This is a genomic window from Paenibacillus sp. FSL R7-0273 (genome assembly GCF_000758625.1).
In the GTDB taxonomy this organism is placed as follows: Bacteria; Bacillota; Bacilli; order Paenibacillales; family Paenibacillaceae; genus Paenibacillus_AQ.
Window position 1 is genome coordinate 4,273,444 of record NZ_CP009283.1, and the last position, 24,468, is coordinate 4,297,911.

Here is a 24,468-nt window from a genome sequence, read left to right on the forward strand (position 1 = left end):
CACAAAAACCATTAAATAAACTAAAATAAACGTACTAAAAAAGATTATCTCTTGCCAAATGAACGTAAATGGATTAAATTGTACCTATACGAACGAAAATACGTTAGCGAAGGGGAATGAATACGAAATGGAAAGACGTTTTGCATCGCATCCGAATGAAGTGAAGCAGTTTGACACAGAGCGCCTGCGCAAGGAGTTCCACATCCCGGTTATTTTTGCTCCGGATGAACTGAAGCTTGTCCTGACCCATGAAGACCGCATGATCGTCGGCGGAGCTAATCCGGTGAACGAGGATGTTGTACTTACAACTGATTTGAAGGAGCTTGGGGTTACTTACTTCCTGGAGCGCCGTGAGCTGGGTGTAATCAACGTAGGCGGTAAGGGTTCTATCGTAGTAGACGGTACTGAATATGAGATCGATTACAAAGAATGTCTCTATGTGGGACAAGGCGCCAAGGATGTTGTATTCAAAAGCGCTGACAGCGCAAAGCCAGCCAAATTCTATCTGAACTCGGCTCCTGCACACCAGTCCTACCCTACTACTAAAACTACACTGGAAGAATCCGAATCCGGCGCACTCGGCGGACTGGAAAATTCCAACGAGCGTACGATCCACCGCTTCATCCATACCAACGGCGTACAGAGCGCTCAGCTCGTTATGGGTATGACCCAGCTGAAGCCGGGCAGCATGTGGAATACAATGCCGTCCCACACTCACCCGCGCCGGATGGAAGCCTACTTCTACTTCGATCTGCCGGACGATTCGATCGCGTTCCACCTGATGGGCGAACCGACGGAAACCCGCCATATCGTAATGCACAACGAGCAGGCTGTTATTTCTCCAAGCTGGTCTATTCACAGCGGAGTAGGTACTCACAACTATACCTTCATCTGGAGCATGGCCGGAGACAACAAGCGCTATGATGACATGGACCCTGTAAGCATGAAAGAGCTGAAATAGAACATAACCAATTTCGGAAAGACGAGGCAGGCGGATGAACCCGATACGGCGGCACGAGATGATTATGGAAGTTATGCTGAATCAGAAGGATGTTACGGTTAATGAGCTTAGTGACAAACTCCAGGTTAGCGGCAAAACCATTCGCGAGGACCTCAGCAAGCTGGAGGAGCAGGGGCTGATTATGCGGGTGCACGGCGGTGCTGTGCTGGCCCAAAGCGATCAGTTCGGCATCCTCCCGCTCAAGAACCCGCTGGATAAATATGCCGATGATAAGACGGAGATTGCCCTGCGCGCCATTACCCATATCGAGAAGGACGACATCATTGCCCTGGACGGCGGAAGCACGACGCTTGAAATTGCCCGGCGTCTGGACAATATGTCCCTGACGGTTGTTACCAATGATGTGTACATCATCAGCGAGCTCGTTCCAAAAGAAAACATCCGTCTGGTCGTTCCCGGGGGGTACCGTGTCCGCAACATGCTGGCCGGTCCTGAAGCCGTTGCCTATGTCCAAAAGCTAAATATACAGAAAGCTTTCCTGTCGGCTACAGCCGTGCACATCGAGCACGGATTGTCTATCTACACCGGTGATTTGATTGATTTCAAGCAGGCGCTGGTATCCACCGCCCGCAAGGTATTCGCCGCCTGCGACCATCACAAGTTCGGACAGACCGCGCTGCGCACCTTCGCTTCCCTTCAGGAGGTTGATGTGCTGCTTACAGACAGCGGCCTCCCGTCCGAAACGGCAGAGCAGTTCCGCAGTGCAGGCATCAATATTGAAGTCGGGTAATTCAAATAACAGCACATTTAAAGGAGCGAATATTATTATGTCATCATTATTCAGTCTGGCAGGCAAAACAGCAATCGTAACAGGAGCAGCACAGGGCCTTGGTCAAGGCATTCTGCTCGCATTCGCTGAAGCAGGCGCGGATGTAGTATCCATCTCCCTGAACAGCAGTGAAGAGTCCGTAAAAGCTGCAGAAGCTTACGGCGTAAAAGCACTCAGCATCGAAGCTGACCTGAGCGATCACAGCAAGCTGCAGGGCGCTTTTGACCAGGCTCTGGAACTGACCGGCCACGTTGACATTCTTGTTAACTGCGCAGGCATGATCCGCCGTACTCCTGCTAAAGACCACAGTGAAAAAGACTGGTTCGACGTAATCAACCTTAACCAGAACACTGTATTCCTGCTGTCCCAGATCGCCGGCCGCCACTTCATCGAAAGAGGCACTGGTAAAATCATCAACATCTGCTCCATGCTGTCCTACCAGGGCGGCATCAACGTTCCAGGCTACACAGCAAGTAAACATGCTGTTGCCGGTCTGACTAAGGCATTTGCTAACGAATGGGCACAATTCGGCCTGAACGTTAACGCAATTGCTCCAGGATACATGGCTACTGAGAACACAGCTCCTATCCGTGCTGACCAGAGCCGTTCCGATTCAATCCTTGACCGTATTCCTGCAGGCCGTTGGGGAACAGCTGAAGATGTTAAGGGCCCTGCTGTATTCCTGGCATCTGCTGCTTCCGACTACCTGAACGGCCACGTACTGGCTGTAGACGGCGGATGGCTGGCCAGATAATATCTCTTCATTCCTCCGAATGAAGGAGCTTTATCACATACACTTGCACCCGCATGCCACAGGCATGCGGGTGCTTTTTTGTAAAGTAATGAATTCAGGTTTAACGGTTAATCGAGAGACAGCAGCTCTTGTCTGATCAGCTCAGCCGCCTGCTGGTTCAACGGATTCTGCGCATCCAGAGCGATATTGGCTGTGATGATGATTAATCCCTTGTTGTAATAAGTCTGCTTGTTAAAAATATCCATTACAGCCCTAAGCGGGACAAAGGTCCGCCCGTTTCTGATCTCAACCTTCGGGACAACCGTCTTCTGATTCAGATATACAACAGTGGCCTCCAGCTTTTTCGTATTGACCTCGATGCGGGCACCGAACTTATCGGAAATAAATTTCAGCGGGACCATTGTTGTATTGTTGCGGATATACGGCACCACACTTGAGTTCGCACTGTCTATTGCTGCCGCACTGCCTTTAACCAGCACAGCCGATTGCCCGATGGACAGGACAACAGCATCCTGTAAAATATCATTTACCAGTCTGTCTACAGCCGGCTCCTCTCCTGACTGCTGGCATGGGCTCCCCTTGTACAGCACCATATACTCAGTAATAATATCCACCGCACCCTGTCTCAGATCCTTGGTCAGCTCCGCATCATTAAGCACCGGTTCCGTGATAACCCAGCTGCAGTCCATATTCTGCTGTGAAGCCGCCAGTGCATGGATTAAGGCAACAGTCTGGCTGTCCGGCAGCGCCTTCTGCGCTGCAGTTATCCATGTAATATCCGGGTCGAGATAATGATCCAGCACCTTCAGATATCCGATAACAAACAGCTGCTGGGCACTCATAGCAGACTTATCCAGTGCTGCAGTTGACTTCCCGTACACCAGCTGCGCATATTCCTCCGCATGCTCCCTGTCGGACCACGCCAGGTCTGAATACAAGGCATTAATAGCTGCCGCCTTCACATCCAAGGGATTGCCTGATGAAGCCAGATAGTCAGCTACTGAACGGGTGAGACCCTTTTGCTCGGCGGCCGCGACGATATTCACATCCAGATAAGCCTTATAAATAGCTGTTGAGGTGACCGGGGAATCCGCATAGACCCTTGTAGCGGCAGTGCCGGCAAATAGTCCGGAGAACATAATGGCAGAAGCAAGAATCAGCCTGCTCAAACGTGAGGTTAATAGAGTATTCACAAACATACCTCCCTGATGATGAATGAAATGGACAAAGCATTGCCCGCATATCAAAAGCTATGCTATATTTAGCCGATGAACAGCGGGCTGTCTATATTACTTAACCACAAGTCCTTCAAGCAATCTTATGTCAGGACTACAACATACACTTACATAGCAAAGGGGTAACCTGCATGAACGATGAATTACTCACTACGTTTGATGAATACGGGAATATTACAGGTTCTGCTCCCCGCGATACCGTACACCGGCTCGGGCTCTGGCATGAGACCTTCCACTGCTGGCTGATCAGCCGGGAAGCTGACGGCGGCTTGTCCATCTGGCTCCAGCTGCGCAGCCAGGAGAAACGGGATTATGCCGGCCTGCTGGATATAACTGCCGCAGGACATCTGCTTTCCCATGAAACTCCGCAGGACGGCATCCGCGAGCTTGAAGAGGAGCTTGGGATTTCAGTTCCCTTTGCGGCATTGCATCCGCTGGGCATTATTCCATATACCATGGATACAGCGGGCTTCCTTGACCGTGAACGTGCGAATGTCTTTATACTCGAAACAGACTTGCCCCTGGAGGCCTTTAGACTGCAGCCTGAAGAGGTAGCCGGCCTCGTCACCGCCAGCTTCACAGATTTCTGCAGTCTTTGGGAGGGCTCCAGCAGCTCTATACGGATCAGGGGCTTCCGTATGGAAGGTGCACGCCGTATACCAATTGACGAAGATGCCGGTATACCCTCCTTTGTTCCGCATGAACCATCCTATTACAGGAAGATCATCGCCGGCATTTCTGCTGCATTTGCTTAATTATACCAAATCACATCCGAGATAATGGAGACTTTACTGTAATGAATAAGATTCGGCTCAGCAAATCCTTTTACTACTTATGGGGCACCCAGTCGGCGGCAAATGCTGCGGATGTCCTCTATATTATGGCTTTAACTGTGCTGGTACTGGACCATACCGGCAGCCTGATCTCGGCGACGCTGGTCCCTCTGTTCCGCTCACTCTCACAGATGCTCAGCGGCCTGCTCGCTCCCCTGCTCATCGAACGGTTTAAGCTGTCCCGCCTCCTCCTGCTGTCGCAGTCTGGCCAGTTTGTATTCTTTGCCGTTATGGCAGCCTATCTCGGAATGCAGGGCAGCCATGCTTCACTGCCCATTGTGTTCCTGCTGATCTTTGCAATGTCCTTCCTGGACGGCTGGACCGTCCCTGCCCGCAATGCACTCGTCCCGCGGCTTACCCCTTCCCGTGAAGGACTGCTGCGGGCCAACGGCCTGTTATCCGTCAGCGATCAGGTCGTCCAGTTCGCCGGCTGGGGTCTCAGCGGCCTGATTATCATCTGGATCGGAACCTCCTCCACTCTCCTGCTTACTGCTGTAATCTACGCGCTAGCTGCCCTGTTCACCTTGCAGATCCGGGAGCCGGAATCCGGCAATGCAGGCAAAGAGACGTCTGACGGCGGCAGCGGAGACAATGCTCCGAAGGGCTCCGGGTGGTTGGTACTGAGTGAAGGCTGGAAAATCATCTGGCGTACCCCCGCTTTAAGAGCACTTACCGCTATTGATGCGATCGATATGCTCGGAGGCTCGGTCTGGGTCGGTGCGTTCACGCTTATTTTTGTCCAGCAGGCTTTGGGACAGGGCGAAGAATGGTGGGGATTCATTAACGCTGCTTATTTTGCCGGCACCATCGGCGGAGGACTGCTGGTCATTTCGGCTGTGCGCCGGATCGGCAGCAGACTGCTGCGGTTTATGCTGATCGGCATGGCCGGTTACGGACTGCTCACTTTCCTGTACGCGGTCAATACAAACCTTATCCTTGCGCTTGTACTTGTCCTTCTGATGGGACCCTTTGCGGAGCTGAGTATCGTAACCCGCCGCACCCTTGTCCAGCACAGCGTGAACAGTGAGCAGCTGCCGAAGGTATTATCCGCACAGGCGACAGTGCTCCACCTGTTCTTCTGCATCTCCCTGCTGGGAATGGCCTGGGCGGCTGAAACGTTCGGTATCGTCAGGCTGTATATTTTTGCCGCTTGCCTGACCTGCTCTGCAGTGGCCGTTGGAATAGTCTACGCCAAATCACTGCGGAAGGTTGAGGACACTGAGCTTCCCGGGCATTGAAATCTGACGGATCAATAAAATGCAAAAAGATGCGAAGCATCCGGCTTATTACCATCCGGACGCCTTCGCACCTTTGTATGTTCCGCCTAAATCAACGCGTTAAAATGGCCCTCCGAGTCTACCGTCGCCGTCCGCGGGTCTGTCATGCCGATTCCCCGGAAGGCTCCCTTCCATTCCGTGCGTCCGAGTGTGCTTGCGTTCTGCGCGGGTGAGGGGATACTTTCAGCTGATGCCGTGCTGCCGATTTTTTGCGCGAGCTGTACCTCGATCAGCCGGATTTGCCGCTGCAGCTGCTCACGGCGGTTAACCGTAGCCGCACCGCCCGGCGCTGCGTTCACCTTCTCCAGCTCCATCATCAGCCGGTCCCGCTGCTTCTCCATGGAACTCACATCGCTCTGCGTACCGCCGTAAGCCGATATTACCTGTACCGGGCTGATACCTGTTACGTTCTGCATGCCCATCATCTTCCCCTCCGTTTCCCCGGCTGCCACTCTGATTCAGCCTGTTTTGAAAGTCCTATTTATACCTATTACCCGATATGATCAGACATGACAACAGTGTTGTTAATCACATTTTTATCATGGTGCGTCCCCGCACTATCACCCTTTTGCAAGAAAAGTACACTCAGCCTGTTCACAGCCTCCGCATGCTCCATCGTCAAAGAATGGCTGGCCCCGGCAATCAAGTGGGTCTCCAGATCAGGAATTAGTCCCTTGGCTTTAGCCATCGCCTTCCCGGCAGGATAGATGACCTCCTTATCGCCTATCAGGAGCAGGGCAGGAACTTGAAAGTTACTGAATTCCTTCCGGTCAAAGACAGAGGGCATCAACTGCAGAAGCGGCTTTGCATGGCTGTAGCCCGAGATTACCTGATCGCGAAATACAGGGTGCAGCGGCTCGCCTTTGCCTGAAAACCATAAGAAGGCCTGATCGATCCACTTTTCGGTGTGAAACAATAATGCCGGATAGATTTTTGCAAAAAACTTCAGGCTCATTCGGTGGAACGTTCCGGCAGGGGCATACAGCAGCAGCTTTAACACCCGTTCCGGATGCGCGAGCGCAAAATTCACTGCCAGGAATCCGCCCATCGAATGGCCGGCCACATCTGCCCTTGAACACTGCAGCGCATCCAAAACCTCAAGCAGCCACTCATTGGCAGCCTTCCGGTTTTTTATTGCGGCAGCCGGTTTGCTTTTTCCGAAATCGCCCATTACATCGACCGCATACACGCACCGCTCTTGAAGCAAAGCCTTAATGTTGGGATACCACATCGTGCTGCTCATGGTCATACCATGGAGAAGAATCAGCGGCTGCTTATCTGAATCACCGAAACAGGTCACATATGTATCTCCGAATGCCGTCGCGATATAGCGTGACGTCCCTTTTAAATCAAAATGCTCCAGGCATTTGGCATAGTAATGATAGTATTCTTCTTCGGCTGCTTTACTCTTAAAAATAGATCCCATAAGCCCCCCCCCGCATTTGACGAATTATATCGTTCTGTTTAATTTCACTTCAAAATCCGGCTTAGTAACATAATCCATATAGTGCGTTTTCCCGTCAAAATCGAGATAAGCCTGATAACGCGCGCGGATAGCCGGGGCAGTAATCAGCTCAAGCACCTGATCCTTAGCGACCCAGCGGCAGTCTGAGGTCTCATCGGAGGTACGCAGCTCCCCGCCGACAGGCTTGCAGATAAAATCCAGCATTACTTTCGTCGGTACAGTAGTCACACCGTCATACCATTTATGAACACCCGTGTTGGAAACAACCCCATATAGCTGTGAGACGGTTACGTCTATTCCGCTTTCTTCATGGATCTCCCTGATCAAGGCATCCAGCAGATTCTCTCCGATCTCCACCTGTCCTCCCGGGCACACCCAGCCTCCCCGAAAAGTCTTCACCAAAAGAATTTGCCCTTCCTCATTCTCCACAATCCCGCTGACCGCAACAATATGCGTTGGCCACACCATACACATTCCTCCCTATTGATCAAAAGTATTATGCAGAGCCTTATGTATCCCATTATATTCGCGGGCAATTTCAAAAAACCTCTCCGTTGTGCGGCCAATACAGACAGAAGGACTGTCCCCCCTCACCGATGGTGTGGAGTACAGTCCTTCTGTCTGTGCACTGCTTACTATATTTATCTGCTTGTAAAAGCTTGGGCAGCCTTTTACAGGCTTTCCATTCCCTTATTGACGAGGTAAGGACCCGAGCCTAACGTGGAATGCTGATGATCTGCCGGCTGCGCCAGCATAGGCGCACCACCCTGCGGAACCGGCTTCGAGACATATTCGAAATCGCCGGTTCCATCCGGCAGCGGCCCGCTGGCCCAGCTGCCCTGACTGCTCTCCTCACCCTCAGAGAGGTTAAGGAACTGGCGCGTCGCCGGTTCAACCGTCAGCTCGCGCGGGAAGGAGGCCGGAGCGATAATTCCCTCCATCTCCTCAATCTCGGCGATTGCCGCCTTCCACTGGTTCTGGTGCAGAATGTCACGCGAGATCATAAAGGAGAGCATATCGCGGATGCCGGGGTCGGTGGTCTGCTCATACAGACGCACGACCTGCACCAGCCCTTGGGACTCTGCGTTCAGGTTGGCTCTGAAATCGGCCAGCAGATTGCCGCTGGAGATAATATATTTACTGTTCCACGGATAACCGTTACTGTCGGTCGGAGCTGCCCCCATACCGGAAACGATCAAATGCTGCGGGTTGGTTCCGCCAAGCACGGCTGCAACCAGCGGGTCCTGAGCAGCAGCATCCAGCTCGGCAGCGGGAGCACCGTCCAGCAGCTGGGCGATCATCGTACACAGCATCTCAACATGTCCGATTTCCTCGGTTCCGATATCCAGAAGCATATCCCGGTATTTCTGCTCCGCCCGGCAGTTAAAGCCCTGGAACAGATACTGCATCATAACTGACATTTCACCGTATTGGCCGCCCAGCACCTCCTGGAGTTTACGGGCATACACCGGGTCTGGTCTCTCAGGCTTTGCCCGGTACTGGAGTTCCTTGATGTGATAAAACATAGTATGCATCCTCCTTGTCCATGTTTGGTGTCTGATTTGTCCTAATTCCATTACCCGCATCACCAGGAATTAATCAGAAGCAAAAAAAGAACAGTCCGCAGACTGTTCTTCCAGCCGTCAGCCTTAGAAGCAGGTGAACGAGCTAACCCGGTTCAAATCTATACCGAAGTATCCCCAGAAAAATCCGTACCATCTGAACCCTGCGATAGAATTACGCCCGACGAATACCGGGTAGAACCAGAACTGCTCGCCGTTGTTCAACCAGACGTAGGTGTTGCGGAACAGGCAGCGTCTGATCCCGCCGGGATCGACGGCATATGCGGTGGCGGACATTTGCGGTACGAATTGCGGCGGCGGTGCCGTTGGTGGCTGAACCCCTCCCGGGCCTCCACCCGGTCCACCGGGTCCACCGGGGCCTCCCGGGCCTCCTGGCCCTCCGGGCCCTCCAGGTATACCAGGTCCACCCGGGAATCCCGGAAAGCCTCCGCCGGGTCCCGGCGCTGGAAAAAATCCCATATGTGATCGCTCCTTCCAATTGTTTAGGCATAATCATCATATGCATCCGCGGATGGATCGCTTGGGCGGATGCCCTGTTAAACACCCCGGACCGGCCGCTACAGCTTAAAGACAAGAGAAAAAAATAAACCGGCAGCCCCGCTTCTCGCGGGACCGCCGGTTTCATATGCAAGGCTGTTGCCTTAAAGCAAGGCCTTAGCTTTAGTGTGCAGGCTCCATCTCCATATCCGGAGCTGTAATGCTGTTAACGGCTGTGCTGTTGATCCATGAAAGCGCAAGTGTGCCCTCGCCCATGTGAACGCCTACAACGGGAACAAACGTCATGATTTCAGTACGGATAGAGGGTGAGATTTCCTTAATGACCGACTCCAGGCTCAGCGCCTCTTCAATATTGTTGGCATGCATAATGCAAATATCCTGGATCTGCCGGATATCCTTACGGAGGGTCTCCAGCAGGACCTGCTTCGTCTTCTTGTAGGTGCGGATTTTGTCCACAACGACAATTTTCCCCTCATCGAACTTCAGCAGCAGATGTATCCGCATCAGCTGGCCCAGCAGCAGCTGGGAGCCGGAGAGCCGCCCGCTGCGGTGCAGCTGGCTCAGGCTGGCCGGAATCAGATAGAAGGACATCTCTTTAATCATATCCCCGATTCTATCCTTAATCTCCAGTGCAGAGCAGCCTGCCTGCTGCCAGTGAACACCGCGGCGGATCATCTCACGAATCGGATAAGCACCTACCCTGGAATCAATACCGATGACATCAACGCCGGCGATGTCTGCCGCCTGCATCGAGGTATGAAACGTACCGCTTAGCTCGGAGGAGCAATGAATCGCAATAATCTCGTCATACTCTTCCTTCAGACGCTCGTATAGCTCTACAAATTCACCGATCGGCGGCTGGGAGCTGCCTGCCTTATCGCTCTTACGCATTTTTTCATAGAATTGATCAGCGCTGATATCTATATTTTCCTTATAACATTCATTATCAATAATTAGACGTAAAGGGATAATGTAAACATGGTTATTCTTGGCGAATTCAGAATCAATGGTGCTCGTGCTGTCGGTTACCCAGGCGATGGATTTCATAGTCATTACTCTCTTTCGTGAGGGATTTGATATTATTCGGAAGCGGCAGCCTTAATGATCTGCTTATGCGTAAATTATACAGGAAGCCAGGCGTCCGTATAGCGTTTACGTGAATATCCCTGCACTTTTTTTCAACTAAATTCGACATATCATCACATTATATATGATAGATATACCTATTAATGAACAGGCAGACTATGTTATGTAAATACAAAAAAATGGATAAACACCTGCTGTTTCTTAAAGAAAAGAGCCGCACAATTTCTGTGCAGCTCTTCCCGGTATTCAGCCTTCAAGCTCTGTATAAATTTGAAAGGTTACACCGAATTTATCTGTTACATCCCCAAACCCGGGGCTGAAGGCTTCCTCGCTAAAAGGTAAATTGACTGTACCGTCTACACGCAAAGCTTCATATATTTTTCTTGATTGCTCTACATCGTTTGTGGTAATGCAAATGGTTACACGCTTTCCATTTTCAACCGGAGTACCGCCAGGAGCATCCGAGAACATGAGCTCCGACCCGCCGATTTTCAGCTTGGCATGTGCCACAAGACTCCTCAGATCATCCGTAAACGTATCAGGCATGTCCGGCATTTCACCGTAAGTAGTAATAGAGAGAAGCTCCGCACCTATGGCCTGTTCATAAAAGTGAATCGCTTCCTTTGAGCGCCCCTCCAAAGTAATATAGGGGGTAAGTTTTACTGACATGATATGTTCCTCCTTGAGTTTGAATGGAATCAGATTTGTGATTCATTAGTATAGACGTTTCCGCAGCCGGAAAATCATCGGTAGGAATATCAAATCCTTAATTTCTTTTAAGTTCAGGAGGTAATCCGAAGCGGGCAAATAATTCAGAATCTATGAAGTGATGAATATGGGCAATCTTACCCTGGCTGATCTCCAGGACATGAATGGCCCACGGCGTTAAAGGCCCTTCTGCTCCAGCCGGAGCATACTGGGCAAAAGCGGGGCTATTCCCGTTAGCACGGACCGGCACCAGCCTGGACCCCAGACAATGGCTGCGTGTTATACTGTAGAACGATGATAGATCCGAGCTGCCGCGCACCCACATTGTAAACGGCGGCATGGACAGGCTTCCGTCTCCGTTAAACAAGGCTATTAATGCTTCGATATTGTACTGTTCAAACGCTTCTACATAACTGTCGATCAGCTCCGCGTCTGCTTCGGCAGCTCCCTTCTTCAATTCCTCTGAGCGGAGATCCGACCGGTTAACCGCCGCCCTTGCCCGCTGCAAGGCACTGTTGACAGCTGCTGTGCTCATCCCCAGCGCGTCTGCGGATTCTCCCGCCGACCAGCGGAAGACATCATTCAGAATCAGTACAGCGCGCTGCCGGGGCGGCAATAGCTGAAGTATGGCGATAAAGGATAACCGGATGCTTTCCCTGCTTATCAGGATATCAGCCGGGTCTGCGCCATCACCGGGGGCCGGCCAGATCCAGGAATCCCGGGGCAGGCTGTCCCGGGGCTCGGCTACAGTAGCTGCCGGTTCCGATATATCCATCGGAAGCGCCCGGCGTTTGGCAGACCTCAGCCTGTCCAGACAGATGTTGGTAGCAATCCGGTATACCCAGGCTCTGCGCGAGGAATGATCTCTGAGCTGATCCCAGCCCTGCCAGGCACGGAGCATCGTATCCTGGACCGCATCCTCCGCCTCAACAATCGACCCCATCATCCGGTAACAATATCCCGTTAATTCAGAACGCATCTCCTGGAGCAGGTCTAACTCAGCTTGCTTTTGGCTCATCTACGTATCCCCCCTCCAGGAAACTATAAACGCTAACCGGATTATTTTCCACCCATCAATAAAAGGACCATTCCCCTCACCAGAAGATGCGGAGCATGGTCCTTTAACTGCTTATCCAGCAGCTTCATATTAGTCAAGAAGTGATGTAAACCCAATTGCAGCAAGCAGCAGCACACCGATGCCCAGCAAAATGCCTCCTATCAGAGAATATCTGGCCTCCTGTTGAAACGACGCAGTACCGGGCCCTCCGGGCGCAGGCGGACCAGGCTTTGCAACCACGCCTTCCTGACCTGTACGCCGGCCGGTACGCCGCCTTTTGTAACCTATTATCAGCAACACGGCACCGAGCAGAGACAGGAAGCTGCCTGGATAAACGAATGCCATCCACAGACCACTCATGTTACCCCTCCTTGTTTGGCTGTCTTTCTTAATACTAAACACTGCTGCGTTTAGCCAAACAGGAAATTCGGATTGCTGAATCAAAATCAGTAATTGTACCACATATTGGGAATGTGTATACTGATGTAAGGAATAGAAATTAAGGGCACTGCTTCGCTAGCATCGCTAGAGACAACCCCGCTACTTGTAGCCGGGTTATTTTTCGTTTCTTAAATTAACTGATAAGGCGGCGATTCCGATTATGTTCCCGGACGAAACAAGACCCCTCCTCACCAAAGAAGACCTCATCGGACAGTTCAAAAACTGCGGGCTCATGGCTGGACAAAATGTTATGGTTCATTCTTCATTAAGTAAGCTTGGTTTTGTTGTAGGCGGAGCCGAGACGCTCATCCGCGCTCTTCTTGAAATCGTAGGAGATGAAGGAACGCTGATGATGCCATCCCAAACCTGGAAGAATCTTGACCCTTCCACAGGTGTGCACTGGGAGGAGCCTGCAGAGTGGTGGCCTGCCATCAGGGAGCATTGGCCCGCCTATGATAAAGAGGTTACTCCGGCAATTGGTATGGGAATTGTAGCCGAGATGTTCCGTAAATGGCCGGGGGCCAAAAGATCCGGTCACCCTGCCCGCTCTGTAGCAGCAGTGGGCAAATACGCTGATTACTTAACGGAAAACCATGATCTGAGCAACATTTTCGGGGAGGACTCGCCGCTGGATAGACTGTACGGTCTGAAGGGTCATGTGCTTTTGGTTGGTGTCGGATACGATAAAAACACGTCACTGCACCTGGCGGAAACGCGGGCAAATTTCCCCGGCAAGAGGTTTAGCGAGGAGAGCAGCGCCATGCTGGTTAACGGGAAGCGCGAATGGGTTACTTACAGGACTCAGGCCGTGGACGATGAGGATTTTGTCCGGCTGGGGCAGATTTATGATAGCGAAAAGAGTGTCACGATTCATAGGATCGGAAACGCAGATGTCCGCCTCCTGGAGCAGCGCCCCTTGGTTGACTGGGCTACAGCATGGATGGAGTGCAACAGGGTCTAATGTTAAAAGATTAGACTCCATTGTTGTAAAACTCGCAGTTATTTGTGGTAAGGTTCACCGTATCGCTCTAATGACGAGAAGAGGGCACCCATATTGGTGTCCTCTATCTTTAACTTTGTGTCACATTGATTTTATATCCAGCAAAAATACTTCTTTGAAGCCCTTTTCACCCTCAGCAGTAATTTGTATCGCGCGTGTTCCAGGCAGACGTCGGACCCATTTCAGCTCTAAAAACCGCTCCAGCAAGGCATTTCCTAATGCTCCGGCAAGGTGATGACGTCTTTCACTCCAATCCAGGCATTTGTGGGTAAAAGCACGGCGCTTCTTCTTAACCCTATCTAAGTCAATTTGAAGGTCTGTAAAAAACTTCTCCCCATTCTCAGTAATAGCAAACCCTTCTTTTTCCTCACACAAAAGATCCGTTTTAAGCAGTGCATCGGTTAATCGCACCCCTAAACTCCCGGCGAGATGATCATAACAGGTTCTTGCGTAACGCAGCGCCTTGTCTTCTGAAGATTGCTTTAACGACTTTATTTCAACCGGCGGCGCAATGGATAATAAAGTTTCCATGACCCGGGCAACCTCCTGATCGCGGATTCCATAGTATCGATGCCTGCCTTGCTTCTCAACAGCAACTACATTCGCATTGACCATTTTCGCCAAATGAAAGCTTGCTGTCTGAGGCGTAATTCCCGCCATATATGCCAGCTCACCTGCTGCATGGAATCTCCCGTCCAGTAAGACAGTTAATATTGCCGCGCGTGAAGCTTCACTTACCAGAGTAGCGATCATAGCTGCGTTTGATTGTGCTTTCATTTTGGCCTCCATTGTGTAATCCATACTTCGATGATCGTGGAACTATTTATATTATACAATTTAGGCAGGATGTATAGAATAGGAGGACAAACAGAATGGATAACACACAGCAGATCCCAACCGCAGAAACGATACAGCCTAAGATTTTATATTATGGAACTCCTGTAATCTTGCTGAACACATCTAATGAAGATGAAACAGTAAATATTAGTCCGATTTCATCATCTTGGGCATTAGGAGACTGTATTGTACTGGGGGTTGGTCTTGGGGGAAAAGCAATTGAAAATGTAGAACGGCTCCCCGAGTGCGTAATTAATATTCCCGGGCCTTCGCTCTGGGAGAACGTTGAACAGCTAGCCCCCTACACAGGGAAAAATCCAGTCCCTGAGTGTAAGAAAGCGTATGGGTGCTCCTATCAAAAAGACAAATATGCTGCCAGTGGACTAACGCCCATAGCATCTATGACGGTTAAACCCACAAGAATAATGGAATGCCCCTTACAAATTGAAGCAAGAGTTAAAAGCATTCGGATACCCGATTATTCGACTACATTTGCCATTATTGAGACCCAGGCTGTTCATGTCCATGCCCACAAGGATATTATTATTAATGAAAATCATATCGATCCCCAAAAATGGAGTCCGCTAATCTATAATTTTCGTCATTATTTTGGTCTGGGTAAGCAGCTCGGAAAAACCTTTAGGTCTGAAAACTAGATAAAAAGACCCGCCCAGCCATCCACCGGCCGTGCGGGTCTTTCTCTTATTACTCCGCTTGACGCTTCAGTATTGCCAATCCGTTCACCGGCAGCTCAAGCTCTGCAGGAGCCTCAGTGCCTGTCTCCAGATCGGTATAATCGCGTCCGTCCAGCTTCACGGTCTGTGCTTCGCCGCTGAAGTTCTGTACGAATACAAAATCGTTCTCTCCGTCTGTACGCAGCTGTGCAGTTACACCTACAGGCAGCTCCGATTCCAGTGTACGGGTAATTCCAAGCTTAGCAGTGATGGCAGCGTACAGCTCCACATAGAACGCCAGGTCCTTAACACGGGTAGCCAGATGGTAGGCTTCACCTGCGCCAAGCTTGTTAACGGTCAATGCCGGACGTCCGGCATAGAAGTCGGTGCGGTAGTGGCCGAGTGCTTCAGCACCCTCCAGGTGAATCAGCTCAGCAATCTCATGTGCATCATAATCGCCGGACAAGCCCAGGGCATTGCCATTTTCCATTACCAGGCCGTTCAGATCACGGCTGTGCAGTCCTTCTGTCTCTTCCGCCCAGATGCCCAGCGTCTTGCGCAGCGGACCAGGGAAGCCTCCCAGATGGCACAGATCTGTCTCGCCTACAACGCCCGACCAGTAGGTTGCCAGGAACGTACCGCCCTGCTCTACATACTGCTCAATGTTCTGTCCATCTTTTTCGCTGATCAGGTACAGCATCGGTGCGATTACCAGCTTATAGCGGGACAGATCGTCACCGGAGCCGACGATGTCAACCGGAATGCCCTGCTCCCACAGCGCACGGTAGTGCTGCAGTACAGTCTCTTCGAACTTCAGACCGGAATTGCGGATCCCTTGGGCATCTTTAATTGCCCAGCGGTTGTCCCAGTCATACAGAATCGCTGTCTGTACAGGAGTAGAGGTGCCGACCACATCGGTCAGACCTGCCAGAACCTGGCCTACTTCGGCTACATCCTTGAATACACGGGTCTCGCCATGTCCGCTGTGATCCAGCACGGCACCGTGGAACTTCTCACTGGAGCCGCGGCTCTTACGCCATTGGAAGTACTGCACGGAATCCGAACCGTGTGCAACCGCCTGCAGGGAAGACAGCTTGTGCATGCCCGGACGCTTCAGCTTGCTGACCGTCTGCCAGTTGGTAAGGGAAGGCGTGCTCTCCATCAGCAGGAACGGCTTATGCTTGAAGGTGCGGAACATGTCATGGTGCATCGCTGTCCAGGCAGCCAGACGGGCATCATCGTTATCCTCAGTATAGCCCCAGTCCGGGTAAGCATCCCAAGAAACTACATCAAGAATTTTGGCCATTTCGCGGTAGTCGATACCGTCGATGTTATGCATATTGGTCGTAATCGGCAATTCCGGATTGTAGTCACGCACTGCAGACATTTCATGGCTGCAGAAATCAATCGTCTGCTCACTGACAAACCGGCGCCAGTCCAGATTCAGGCCGTGCACCTGAGTCTCACCGTGCGGAGCCGGAGATTCGATCTGCTCCCAGGCAGTATACGTGTGACTCCAGAAGGTCGCCCACCAGGCATGGTTAACCTCTTCCAGACTGCCGTTATATTTCACTTTGAGCCAATCTCTGAATGCGTTCTGACAGTAATCACAGTGGCATTCGCCGCCGAACTCATTGGAGATGTGCCAGCCGATAACTGCAGGATGGTGAGCGTAACGCTCTGCCAGCTTGGAGTTAATCAGTGCTGTCTTTTCCCGGTAGACCGGAGAAGTGAAGCAGTGATTGTGGCGGACGCCATGCAGATTACGTACACGGTTGCGTTCTATACGCAGAACTTCCGGATATTTAGCGGACATCCAGGCCGGACGCGCGCCGCTCGGAGTCGCCAGGAAAGCATAAATACCGTTCTCGGCAAAGGTATCCAGTACATGATCCAGCCATTCAAAGGTGAAGACGCCCTCTTCCGGCTCCAGGGACACCCAGGAGAATATGCCGACGGACATCACGTTACAGCCTGCCAGCTTCATCAGGCGGATATCCTCTTTGAAAATTTCAGGGTATTTCAGCCATTGCTCGGGATTATAATCGGCTCCATGCAGCATGACCGGGGCCTTGCTGCTGATCGCAGGTAATTTAAGACTCATAGTAGTAGATTCATCCTCTCATCATCTTCCGTGTTAGGATGGGACTTTTCTCTGATTACATTCACTCAGCATCCTTGTCCAAATCACGGATAATCATTTATACTATTTATAATAAAGGATAAATGCTGCGAGACAGTAGGAATAAACTCGCGACTGCATAGCACAAAATGAATATGAGGTGTCCACTTTGCTTCCATTTTCTTTAGTAGAGCTGCCCCGCCAGCCTGATGAATTCCCGCTCTATCCCTACTCTGTAGGCCACCATATCCAGTATCATCATGTCCGCCCTGCCGGGTTCCCCGTGCATCAGGTGTTCCTGATCCGCAGCGGCAGCGGGCTGTTCCGCGATCTTACGGACGGCACAGAAACGGTGCTTAGTCCGGGGATGGTATTTGCATTCCCGCCGGACCGCGGGCATGAATATTATCCGCTGTCCCATGAGCCGTGGCATCTGGCTTTTATCGGCTTTGACGGCGGCCAGTCTGCCGCAGTATTAGAGGGGCTGCGCCTGCTGCCCTCTGTGCCTGTAAGGACTGAACGGTTTGAAGAATGCTGGGACATGATCGCCGGAATCTGGCATACCGTTGACCGGCATAACGCCGCCCGGCTGGATGAGCATACCATGCAGGAGCTGTCCATCACCCTGTATAGGCTGCTTCTGATGCTGCGCCGCGGGGATTCCTCCCTTAATCAGACCGAACGTCCGGAAACCGAAACGGTCCGCAACGAAGCGCTGCAAAAAGCGGTCAGCCTGATCAACGAGCACTTTACCGAGCCGCTGCTGATTGCCAACCTGGCTTCTGCTGTGGGATACTCGGTGCAGCATTTCCAGCGCCTGTTCCTGCAGGTGTATGGTGTTACGCCGCATAAATACCTGCAGAATCTGCGCCTGCAGCGTGCGCTGCAGATGATTACCGAGAGCCCTGAGCGGCCGGTTCAGGATCTCGCGCTGAACGTCGGAATGGAGACGAATTACTTTATCCGGGTATTCCGCAAGACTTACGGCTGTACGCCGGGTGTTATGCGCAGCCGGCTTGCGGGTGAGCGGGATAGTCCACTTGGATAGCCTATAAGGCACGCTTGTACAATGAAGGAGGGAAGTTTTATGACAACAGCACGTTTCTGTGAGACCCTTCTGCTTTTCAATGAAAGGATCTCAGTATGCAAGGATTTTGAATGGATCGTAGTCGGATCAGGCGCCTCCTTAATTCAGGGCTGTCCAATCCAGCCTAATGACCTGGATATTATGGTAAAACGAAGCAGTGATGTGAAACGTTCCGCACGATTGTTTATGGACCTTTTACCGGAAACCGGCCCTTCTCTGATTTTCAATAAACACTGGCTTTCATCAAAGAGAGCTGTTACATATACTGTGTGTAGCGAGGCTGGAACCTGGGCTTTTGCCCGGATAATGATTAAGGGGTTCCAGCTCGAGCTTGCGAATACAATGGATCAAGACTACGCGGAACTAAGCCCGGTAGTTTGGGAGAAGCGCAGATTGGTGAATTATAGCGGAATTTATGTACCGGTAGTCCCGCTGGAGATGCAGCTGGAGAAACACTAACTGCTCCCACACTTCATTTTGGATTAAAGAACCAAACACGCAGACAGCTTCTATCAGATCTCGCAGCAAACAGAAGCCTGCGTCTCAAGAGCCGTCCCAATCAACCCCGCTACCTCCTGATGGGCCGGGTGTATAAGGTATTCCTCCATGTCTGCTAAAGAGGCAAACCTGGTAATCAGAATCAGATCATACGCAGAAGGGCTGGGGCGCACGTTAATCTCAGCCTGAGCATCAAGAAGAACATCTATTCTACCTCTCATGCTAAGCAGTGCGGTCTGAATGCGCTCAAGGTTCTCCGGGCTCCGGTCCTTCAGCTTCAACAGCAGATGATTTACTATCATATCAGGCTCCTTTGTATTTTCGTTACACGGTGCGAATCGTTCCGCCGTCAATGACATACTCACACCCGGTGATATAAGAGGCTCTGTCTGAGGCAAGGAAGGCCGCCAGCTCGGCAACCTCCTCGGGTCTGGCCGGACGGCCGAGGGGAATGCCACCAAGCTCGTTCATTAGCTGCTGGCGCGCAGCAGTATAGTCCGTTCCAGCCTGCTCAGCCATCCTCCCGATAAGGCGTTCCGCCGATTCCGTCTCAGTAAATCCCGGTGCCAGTGCATTAATTCTTATCCCCTTAGGTCCGAACTGGGTAGCCAGATTCTTACTATAGTTGACGAGCGCAGCTTTGGCAGCCGAATAAGGCATGGTCATGATGCCGGGAAGCTTACGTTGAATCGAAGAGATATGGACAATCACTCCGCTTTGCTGCTTGGCCATGTAAGGTAGAAACCCGCGATCGAGCCGGACGGAAGAAAACAGGTTGGCAGTGAAGGTGGTTTGCCAGTCTTCATCTGTTAAAGCTAACGCTCCTGCTGTACTTGTAGAGGAGCCGCCCACATTGTTAATCAAAATATCCAGACCCCCGAGCTGTTCAATCGTCTGCTGAACGATATGATCCACGCCTTCCGGAAGACTCACATCGGCCTGAATGAACCCTACTCCCTCCGGTAATGCCTCAGGTATAGATCTTGCCGTAGCCATGACCTTAGCCCCCGCCGCATGCAGGCGCTTTACGATCGCGAGGCCGATTCCCCGGGTGCCGCCGGTTACCAGTACTCTTTTACCAGTAAATTCTTTACTCATATTAAATATGTCCGGGCTGTTATTCATCATTCTGCTGAATCCTCCTTGGTATTTTGTTTGAATACAAGGCTAGTGTAATCAACAGAACCTGACAGCTGCGTGTCCAGTTATCCTAAATATTTTCCGGCCATTTTGGCTGTGCGGGCTTTCATCTCCAGCCTGAGGGATTCCGGCTCCACTACCTCCAGTAAATCTCCATACGAAAAAAGATATTGAATAAGCCATTCTCCGGAGGGCATATCTGTATTGACATGGAAAGAGCCGTCCTCCAGCTTCACGAGATCATCTTCCTTAAATTCATCCACGATACGGTAGGCTGCCGCCGGTTCTATATTTAATACCAGAGAGATTTACTGACAGGTTTATGTCAAGTTATACTATTCTTCACATGCACCAGGATTTTACAATGATAAGCTTGTTCATATACGCCTAACAACACTTTAGGAGGTAATATGATGAGCAAATACGACGAAGCCATGAAGCTGTAGAAAGGCATCCGGACGCGGATGCCTTTCTTCTACACTCTTTTAGTTGTTATTCTTCCATACTCATTACTGCAGCAGACTTCGCCTCGTCCCGGCAGGCTCTTTGAGATTCGACTTCTTAGCTGCCTGCTGCAAAGACAATTTCCCGTCTTCCATCCGGTATACCTTGTCGCAGTATTCAAGCATACGCTCATCGTGAGTAACCATAATCGCCGCTTTCTGGCCTGTATTCACCTCTTGCGCAATCAGACTGACTACTTCATGTGCACGTCTGGTATCCAGGCTTGCTGTCGGTTCATCTGCCAGGATGATGTTGGGATTATTAATCAGGGCACGGGCAATCGCTGTCCGCTGCTTCTCACCGCCGGACAGTTCTTCCGGAAAGCTCTTTAGCTTCGAGCCCAGCCCCAGCTTTTCCAGCAGCTTAGTGGCAAATTCTTTATCCTCTCTTTTAACCTTTCCCGACATCCTCTTTATAATGAGCAGCTGATCAAGGACATGCAGATAGGGAACCAAATTCGAGGATTGCATAATAAATCCGATTTCTTTTAGTCTTGTATGCGCCAGCTCTTGGGCAGTAAGCGCAGAAATGTTATTTCCGTTCAGCTTAACTTCGCCTTCCGAAGCTTTAAGCAGCGCTCCGGCAATGGACAAAAATGTGCTTTTCCCGGAACCGGACGGTCCAACTACAGCAACAAACTCACCCGGCTCCACTGATATGGACACATGATCAAGTGCGGAAATCCGATTACTTCCTTGGTAATAGTACTGTGTGAGCTCCTTCATTTGTAATCCCTTAGTCATTATTCAACCCTCCCGAGTGCCTTGAGCGGATCAATCTTTGTAATCTTCCGGACCGACACCATAGAACTTAAAATGGAGATAACCAGTAAAATGATGGAATAAGTCACAACCAGATTCGTTTCAAGTTTAAATGGCATTCCCTTCGGCATGATGGCTGCCGTTCCATAAGTAAGCAAGATTCCAACGACAATACTAATCAGCGAAAGCACAAACACTTGCGAGACAATGGCTTTGCTCAAGAATTTGTTGCTCGCACCAATAGCTTTCATAATGCCGAACTGGTTCGTCTTCTGCATTGTAATCACATAAAAGAACACACCGAGCACAAATGCGGCGATGGCAAGCAGAAAGGCCAGCATCATGAAAATAGTGCCGTTCTCTTCTTTGTACCCCGGCATTCCTTGAACAGCTCCCGACCGGGTAACCGTGTCCGTACCTGTTAGCCTGCTGTCCATTACGTCTGGATCAATGTCCTTGCCCTGCAGCATAATGGCATTAACAGGCCCTGTAATACCTTTATCTGAACCCGGAGCCGCAAAGGCAATCTTCCGCCATTCAGCCATCGGGGTGAATACAGATGCGACATGGTTATAGGTCTGATTCTCGACAAATCCTATGATGGTTAATGATTGCGTCGTGCCGTCTAACTGAAAAGTATCGCCGATGGCATAGCCCTCCTCCTTCATGGTCGAATTCACTATGACACCAGTGGGGTTATTAGAAGATAGGCTTTCCCCTTCCACAACAGCCGGCTCCAGAAAGCTTCCCGGGTTAATGCCTATGAGCGCGATATCCAGCTTATCTTCGTTTTTGGCGCGTTGTTCCTTTAACGCTGTTGCCATCGTACTCCCCATAGGTGCGGCAGCAATCACATTAGGCAGCAGCTTAGCTTCCTCTATCATTTGATCAGACAGCAGCGACTTGCTCATCGAAGATTGCGAGCCTTCTTCAAAAATGACATAATCAGCCTTCATCGTTTTGAATGTTGACGCAGCTAACGTGGATAATCCGTTCCCTAAACCGGATAAGATAAATACCAGCCAGGCCAGCAGTACAAAAATAATGACGATCATTAAAAATCTCATTTTACTATGCATCAGTTCTTTAACAGCTAAAAACATTCTCCTTACCAGCTCCTTCGTCCTCTTTTTTTCGACACATGTGTCATTTTAATACCACTACTAGGCTCGCCATATTTATTAAACAACATAAATGACACATGTGTCAAATTAAATCCAAGACCGGGGTTAGCTCTTGGCTCCTCCGATCCACATTTGAAACAACAGCCTTCCCCAGTCAGGAGCAGGGATATTCATCATATTAGGGGTATCAATCAAGTTAAAAAACACACCAATAAGTACAGGAAGTGGAATATCCTGCCGCAGTCCTTTATTCTGTTGTGCGCGTTCAAATAAACGTGACAATTGAACCTTTAGCGTCATATGTGCTTCTTCAATAAATTCAAGATCCTTCGCTGCTGCTGAAGAGTTAGCAACATTAATTTTACCCGCATTCCCCAAAAGCTGATGCAGCGCAGACTCTTCCACATAAACAAAAAGCAGCTGCTCGAGGGCATCCATAGGATCTGTTTCATCAATGGCTAATGCCTTTTCTAATACCTTTACCATTACACGTTTCATACAAGCAGCCACAATTTCTTCTTTGTTAGAGTAATATTGATAAATAGTGCTTCGGGCCCCTGACAGATGCTGTGAGAGTAACTTGAGATGAAAACCGTCATACCCATGCTCAAGCACCAGTTTTTTTGTCGTATCTAGCAGCTCTGTCTCCGTAAAAGACTGTTTTCTTCCCATCGGATCTCTTCCTTTGTATCATGTTAAATAGAATATAGTTCTATCTCTGTTTTATTTATTATCAGTTTAGCATTGTTTTTAAGCATTTCCCAATACCAAGACTAGTGATAGCGGCATCATTCTTCACATGCACCAGGATTTTACAATGATAAGCTTGTTCATATACGCCTAACAACACTTTAGGAGGTAATATAATGAGCAAATTCGACGAAGCCATGAAGCTGCTGGATGAACAAGCAGGTAACAAAGACGGCCTGATCACTCTGTCCACCATCGCGCTGGAACCGGGGGCTAACGGCAAAAGCCGTCCCGCGTCACGCATTGTAGATGCCTATTATGAAGACGGCGCATTCTACACCGTTACTTACGCAACCTCAGGCAAGATGCTGCAGATCGCCCAAAACCCTGAAGTCGCCGTTTGTATCATCGTCGAGAACTTTACGGCCGACGGGATCGGTGAAAATCTGGGCTGGGTATGTGATGAGAAAAACGCGGAGATGATGTCCAAGCTACACACAATATTCGCCGGATGGTATAACGAAGCCAATAATGACGAAGACCCTAACACCTGCCTGCTGCGCATTCGCCTGACAAAAGGCCTGTGGTATGACGCCCATAAAGGCATCAGGAATGAGATTGATTTTGTGAATAAGACGGCAAATTGATAACCGATGATACTTCTTAACTGCCGGAAATACGGTCACGGTTACACTCCAATCCCTTACTGGTAATAACGGGCTACTCCTGAAAAAGACTTAATACAGCTGAACTATATAGAGCGTCTTAAGAGACTAACCAAACGGCTCCTGTTCCCGCCTTAGGTAAAGCTGCGAGAGCGGATTGCTCTCCCCTGCCAAATGCTAGCCTGAATCAGTGGGTTCAGAAGGGGAATTAGCTATTATACGGAGATAACTGTATTCTGTACATCTATTTTCCTCTAAAAATCCGTTTCCGGGTGTTTTAGGCGAATATAAATGTATAGAGTGCAGTTAAAACCTGCAGCAGAGCTAATGAGCCAGGTTTAATTGCAGAAAGTACAGTTACTTAAGTCCGGCGCATTCATTATGCTGTGCCATTACCTACGAAACAGGACAAGTGCAGCACCGAGAAGAAGAAAAGACGGGCATTGCCGCCTTTATTTGGTTTCACACGATCTTCTCGCTGCTTACCCAGCAGAAAAAGGGCTTTGCCTCACTAAAGGACTTTAACTGCGGAAGCGATAGGTCGTCTTCTCGTCAGGTTATCAACTTAGTTGCGTTCTATATATAGTCGAACTGTAGAGTTACGCAATATACAGTTCGACTTACCATTGCAAAACAAAA

General features: G+C 50.3%; 28 protein-coding genes. 10 read left to right on the forward strand and 18 right to left on the reverse strand.

Translation table 11 applies throughout. From position 1 onward, the window contains the following. Window positions 1-127: 127 nt before the first annotated feature. Genes kduI through kduD form a run of 3 tightly spaced genes read left to right on the forward strand, consistent with a single transcriptional unit; the run spans window position 128 to window position 2,544 of the window. Window positions 128-961, forward strand: coding sequence for a 5-dehydro-4-deoxy-D-glucuronate isomerase (gene kduI, locus R70723_RS18150; protein WP_039874006.1), 834 nt, complete (start codon window positions 128-130; stop codon window positions 959-961). Between the two features lie 34 nt (window positions 962-995). After that, window positions 996-1,751, forward strand: coding sequence for a DeoR/GlpR family DNA-binding transcription regulator (locus R70723_RS18155; RefSeq protein ID WP_039874007.1), 756 nt, complete (start codon window positions 996-998; stop codon window positions 1,749-1,751). Window positions 1,752-1,788: 37 nt separating this feature from the next. Further along, a complete protein-coding gene (gene kduD, locus R70723_RS18160; RefSeq protein WP_039874009.1) occupies window positions 1,789-2,544 on the forward strand; it encodes a 2-dehydro-3-deoxy-D-gluconate 5-dehydrogenase KduD in 756 nt (251 codons plus the stop codon). A 107-nt stretch (window positions 2,545-2,651) separates the two neighbouring features. Here the strand turns inward: kduD and R70723_RS32165 are convergent, their stop codons facing one another. After that, window positions 2,652-3,737 carry a stalk domain-containing protein gene (locus R70723_RS32165; protein WP_179088020.1) on the reverse strand — a complete coding sequence of 362 codons (1,086 nt, stop codon included), beginning with the start codon at window positions 3,735-3,737 and terminating at the stop codon, window positions 2,652-2,654. Between the two features lie 173 nt (window positions 3,738-3,910). Here R70723_RS32165 and R70723_RS18170 point away from each other — a divergent pair, with 173 nt between their 5' ends. Together R70723_RS18170 and R70723_RS18175 are read left to right on the forward strand one after the other, a co-directional pair. Further along, window positions 3,911-4,534, forward strand: a complete 624-nt coding sequence (locus R70723_RS18170; RefSeq protein WP_039874011.1) for an NUDIX hydrolase — start codon at window positions 3,911-3,913, stop codon at window positions 4,532-4,534. 41 nt (window positions 4,535-4,575) lie between these two features. After that, window positions 4,576-5,850, forward strand: coding sequence for an MFS transporter (locus tag R70723_RS18175; protein ID WP_039874013.1), 1,275 nt, complete (start codon window positions 4,576-4,578; stop codon window positions 5,848-5,850). An 86-nt stretch (window positions 5,851-5,936) separates the two neighbouring features. Here R70723_RS18175 and R70723_RS18180 read toward each other — a convergent pair whose 3' ends face one another. From R70723_RS18180 to R70723_RS18220, 9 genes are all read right to left on the reverse strand, one after another. Next, complete coding sequence (locus R70723_RS18180; protein WP_156123830.1) at window positions 5,937-6,314, reverse strand: hypothetical protein; 378 nt, start codon at window positions 6,312-6,314, stop codon at window positions 5,937-5,939. A gap of 65 nt (window positions 6,315-6,379) precedes the next feature. Continuing rightward, entirely contained in the window at window positions 6,380-7,315 is a 936-nt protein-coding gene (locus R70723_RS18185) for an alpha/beta fold hydrolase (protein ID WP_039874020.1), read from the reverse strand. A gap of 24 nt (window positions 7,316-7,339) precedes the next feature. Then, window positions 7,340-7,822: an NUDIX hydrolase gene (locus R70723_RS18190; RefSeq protein ID WP_039874021.1), complete on the reverse strand. Its 483-nt coding sequence runs from the start codon at window positions 7,820-7,822 to the stop codon at window positions 7,340-7,342. A 203-nt stretch (window positions 7,823-8,025) separates the two neighbouring features. Beyond that, window positions 8,026-8,880 (reverse strand): manganese catalase, encoded by an 855-nt coding sequence (locus R70723_RS18195; protein ID WP_039874022.1) that lies wholly within the window; start codon window positions 8,878-8,880, stop codon window positions 8,026-8,028. 123 nt (window positions 8,881-9,003) lie between these two features. Beyond that, window positions 9,004-9,396 (reverse strand): transporter, encoded by a 393-nt coding sequence (locus R70723_RS33785; protein WP_076418338.1) that lies wholly within the window; start codon window positions 9,394-9,396, stop codon window positions 9,004-9,006. 201 nt (window positions 9,397-9,597) lie between these two features. Further along, window positions 9,598-10,482 carry a DegV family protein gene (locus tag R70723_RS18205; RefSeq protein ID WP_039874027.1) on the reverse strand — a complete coding sequence of 295 codons (885 nt, stop codon included), beginning with the start codon at window positions 10,480-10,482 and terminating at the stop codon, window positions 9,598-9,600. 285 nt (window positions 10,483-10,767) lie between these two features. Continuing rightward, window positions 10,768-11,190, reverse strand: coding sequence for a VOC family protein (locus tag R70723_RS18210; RefSeq protein ID WP_039874029.1), 423 nt, complete (start codon window positions 11,188-11,190; stop codon window positions 10,768-10,770). A gap of 97 nt (window positions 11,191-11,287) precedes the next feature. Further along, window positions 11,288-12,247 carry a sigma-70 family RNA polymerase sigma factor gene (locus tag R70723_RS18215; protein ID WP_039874031.1) on the reverse strand — a complete coding sequence of 320 codons (960 nt, stop codon included), beginning with the start codon at window positions 12,245-12,247 and terminating at the stop codon, window positions 11,288-11,290. Window positions 12,248-12,376: 129 nt separating this feature from the next. Beyond that, window positions 12,377-12,646, reverse strand: coding sequence for a hypothetical protein (locus R70723_RS18220; protein ID WP_039874034.1), 270 nt, complete (start codon window positions 12,644-12,646; stop codon window positions 12,377-12,379). Window positions 12,647-12,887: 241 nt separating this feature from the next. Between R70723_RS18220 and R70723_RS18225 the strand changes: the two genes are divergently transcribed. Next, window positions 12,888-13,688, forward strand: a complete 801-nt coding sequence (locus R70723_RS18225; protein ID WP_039874038.1) for an AAC(3) family N-acetyltransferase — start codon at window positions 12,888-12,890, stop codon at window positions 13,686-13,688. Window positions 13,689-13,808: 120 nt separating this feature from the next. On the opposite strand, the gene R70723_RS18230 is transcribed toward R70723_RS18225, so the two are convergent. Next, window positions 13,809-14,504 (reverse strand): ArsR/SmtB family transcription factor, encoded by a 696-nt coding sequence (locus R70723_RS18230; protein WP_039874041.1) that lies wholly within the window; start codon window positions 14,502-14,504, stop codon window positions 13,809-13,811. Between the two features lie 95 nt (window positions 14,505-14,599). Here R70723_RS18230 and R70723_RS18235 point away from each other — a divergent pair, with 95 nt between their 5' ends. Next, window positions 14,600-15,220 carry a flavin reductase family protein gene (locus R70723_RS18235; RefSeq protein WP_039874042.1) on the forward strand — a complete coding sequence of 207 codons (621 nt, stop codon included), beginning with the start codon at window positions 14,600-14,602 and terminating at the stop codon, window positions 15,218-15,220. Window positions 15,221-15,269: 49 nt separating this feature from the next. Here the strand turns inward: R70723_RS18235 and R70723_RS18240 are convergent, their stop codons facing one another. Beyond that, entirely contained in the window at window positions 15,270-17,342 is a 2,073-nt protein-coding gene (locus tag R70723_RS18240) for a beta-galactosidase (protein WP_039874044.1), read from the reverse strand. A gap of 187 nt (window positions 17,343-17,529) precedes the next feature. On the opposite strand from R70723_RS18240, the gene R70723_RS31640 reads away from it, so the two are divergent. After that, window positions 17,530-18,408: an AraC family transcriptional regulator gene (locus R70723_RS31640; protein ID WP_047171160.1), complete on the forward strand. Its 879-nt coding sequence runs from the start codon at window positions 17,530-17,532 to the stop codon at window positions 18,406-18,408. Window positions 18,409-18,447: 39 nt separating this feature from the next. Continuing rightward, a complete protein-coding gene (locus R70723_RS18250; RefSeq protein WP_039874046.1) occupies window positions 18,448-18,906 on the forward strand; it encodes a hypothetical protein in 459 nt (152 codons plus the stop codon). Window positions 18,907-18,959: 53 nt separating this feature from the next. Here R70723_RS18250 and R70723_RS18255 read toward each other — a convergent pair whose 3' ends face one another. From R70723_RS18255 to R70723_RS18275, 6 genes are all read right to left on the reverse strand, one after another. Further along, on the reverse strand, window positions 18,960-19,247 hold the full coding sequence (locus R70723_RS18255; protein WP_039874049.1) for a Dabb family protein: 288 nt from the start codon (window positions 19,245-19,247) through the stop codon (window positions 18,960-18,962). Window positions 19,248-19,269: 22 nt separating this feature from the next. Further along, window positions 19,270-20,070, reverse strand: coding sequence for an SDR family oxidoreductase (locus tag R70723_RS18260; protein ID WP_039878973.1), 801 nt, complete (start codon window positions 20,068-20,070; stop codon window positions 19,270-19,272). 80 nt (window positions 20,071-20,150) lie between these two features. Next, window positions 20,151-20,393, reverse strand: coding sequence for a helix-turn-helix transcriptional regulator (locus tag R70723_RS32985; protein ID WP_081957426.1), 243 nt, complete (start codon window positions 20,391-20,393; stop codon window positions 20,151-20,153). A gap of 201 nt (window positions 20,394-20,594) precedes the next feature. Continuing rightward, window positions 20,595-21,332, reverse strand: a complete 738-nt coding sequence (locus tag R70723_RS18265) for an ABC transporter ATP-binding protein (protein WP_039874050.1) — start codon at window positions 21,330-21,332, stop codon at window positions 20,595-20,597. Then, window positions 21,332-22,453: an ABC transporter permease gene (locus R70723_RS18270; protein WP_039874052.1), complete on the reverse strand. Its 1,122-nt coding sequence runs from the start codon at window positions 22,451-22,453 to the stop codon at window positions 21,332-21,334. The genes R70723_RS18265 and R70723_RS18270 overlap by 1 nt, the downstream gene beginning before the upstream one ends. A 126-nt stretch (window positions 22,454-22,579) precedes the next feature. Beyond that, window positions 22,580-23,146, reverse strand: a complete 567-nt coding sequence (locus tag R70723_RS18275; protein WP_039874054.1) for a TetR/AcrR family transcriptional regulator — start codon at window positions 23,144-23,146, stop codon at window positions 22,580-22,582. A gap of 194 nt (window positions 23,147-23,340) precedes the next feature. Between R70723_RS18275 and R70723_RS18280 the strand changes: the two genes are divergently transcribed. Further along, entirely contained in the window at window positions 23,341-23,811 is a 471-nt protein-coding gene (locus tag R70723_RS18280; RefSeq protein WP_039874056.1) for a pyridoxamine 5'-phosphate oxidase family protein, read from the forward strand. Window positions 23,812-24,468 lie beyond the last annotated feature (657 nt).

What these genes read in the sequence shown, in the direction of transcription:
- R70723_RS18270 (WP_039874052.1), bottom strand. Translation starts at nt 22,453, where the DNA reads ATGTTTTTAGCTGTTAAAGAACTGATGCATAGTAAAATGAGATTTTTA.
- R70723_RS18155 (WP_039874007.1), top strand. Translation starts at nt 996, where the DNA reads ATGAACCCGATACGGCGGCACGAGATGATTATGGAAGTTATGCTGAAT.
- R70723_RS18185 (WP_039874020.1), bottom strand. Translation starts at nt 7,315, where the DNA reads ATGGGATCTATTTTTAAGAGTAAAGCAGCCGAAGAAGAATACTATCAT.
- R70723_RS18215 (WP_039874031.1), bottom strand. Translation starts at nt 12,247, where the DNA reads ATGAGCCAAAAGCAAGCTGAGTTAGACCTGCTCCAGGAGATGCGTTCT.
- R70723_RS18195 (WP_039874022.1), bottom strand. Translation starts at nt 8,880, where the DNA reads ATGTTTTATCACATCAAGGAACTCCAGTACCGGGCAAAGCCTGAGAGA.
- R70723_RS33785 (WP_076418338.1), bottom strand. Translation starts at nt 9,396, where the DNA reads ATGGGATTTTTTCCAGCGCCGGGACCCGGCGGAGGCTTTCCGGGATTC.
- R70723_RS18220 (WP_039874034.1), bottom strand. Translation starts at nt 12,646, where the DNA reads ATGAGTGGTCTGTGGATGGCATTCGTTTATCCAGGCAGCTTCCTGTCT.
- R70723_RS18260 (WP_039878973.1), bottom strand. Translation starts at nt 20,070, where the DNA reads ATGAATAACAGCCCGGACATATTTAATATGAGTAAAGAATTTACTGGT.
- R70723_RS18225 (WP_039874038.1), top strand. Translation starts at nt 12,888, where the DNA reads ATGTTCCCGGACGAAACAAGACCCCTCCTCACCAAAGAAGACCTCATC.
- R70723_RS18240 (WP_039874044.1), bottom strand. Translation starts at nt 17,342, where the DNA reads ATGAGTCTTAAATTACCTGCGATCAGCAGCAAGGCCCCGGTCATGCTG.
- R70723_RS18210 (WP_039874029.1), bottom strand. Translation starts at nt 11,190, where the DNA reads ATGTCAGTAAAACTTACCCCCTATATTACTTTGGAGGGGCGCTCAAAG.
- R70723_RS18180 (WP_156123830.1), bottom strand. Translation starts at nt 6,314, where the DNA reads ATGATGGGCATGCAGAACGTAACAGGTATCAGCCCGGTACAGGTAATA.
- R70723_RS18250 (WP_039874046.1), top strand. Translation starts at nt 18,448, where the DNA reads ATGACAACAGCACGTTTCTGTGAGACCCTTCTGCTTTTCAATGAAAGG.
- R70723_RS18170 (WP_039874011.1), top strand. Translation starts at nt 3,911, where the DNA reads ATGAACGATGAATTACTCACTACGTTTGATGAATACGGGAATATTACA.
- kduI (WP_039874006.1), top strand. Translation starts at nt 128, where the DNA reads ATGGAAAGACGTTTTGCATCGCATCCGAATGAAGTGAAGCAGTTTGAC.
- kduD (WP_039874009.1), top strand. Translation starts at nt 1,789, where the DNA reads ATGTCATCATTATTCAGTCTGGCAGGCAAAACAGCAATCGTAACAGGA.
- R70723_RS18190 (WP_039874021.1), bottom strand. Translation starts at nt 7,822, where the DNA reads ATGGTGTGGCCAACGCATATTGTTGCGGTCAGCGGGATTGTGGAGAAT.
- R70723_RS18255 (WP_039874049.1), bottom strand. Translation starts at nt 19,247, where the DNA reads ATGATAGTAAATCATCTGCTGTTGAAGCTGAAGGACCGGAGCCCGGAG.
- R70723_RS18235 (WP_039874042.1), top strand. Translation starts at nt 14,600, where the DNA reads ATGGATAACACACAGCAGATCCCAACCGCAGAAACGATACAGCCTAAG.
- R70723_RS18230 (WP_039874041.1), bottom strand. Translation starts at nt 14,504, where the DNA reads ATGAAAGCACAATCAAACGCAGCTATGATCGCTACTCTGGTAAGTGAA.
- R70723_RS18175 (WP_039874013.1), top strand. Translation starts at nt 4,576, where the DNA reads ATGAATAAGATTCGGCTCAGCAAATCCTTTTACTACTTATGGGGCACC.
- R70723_RS18275 (WP_039874054.1), bottom strand. Translation starts at nt 23,146, where the DNA reads ATGGGAAGAAAACAGTCTTTTACGGAGACAGAGCTGCTAGATACGACA.
- R70723_RS18205 (WP_039874027.1), bottom strand. Translation starts at nt 10,482, where the DNA reads ATGAAATCCATCGCCTGGGTAACCGACAGCACGAGCACCATTGATTCT.
- R70723_RS18265 (WP_039874050.1), bottom strand. Translation starts at nt 21,332, where the DNA reads ATGACTAAGGGATTACAAATGAAGGAGCTCACACAGTACTATTACCAA.
- R70723_RS18280 (WP_039874056.1), top strand. Translation starts at nt 23,341, where the DNA reads ATGAGCAAATTCGACGAAGCCATGAAGCTGCTGGATGAACAAGCAGGT.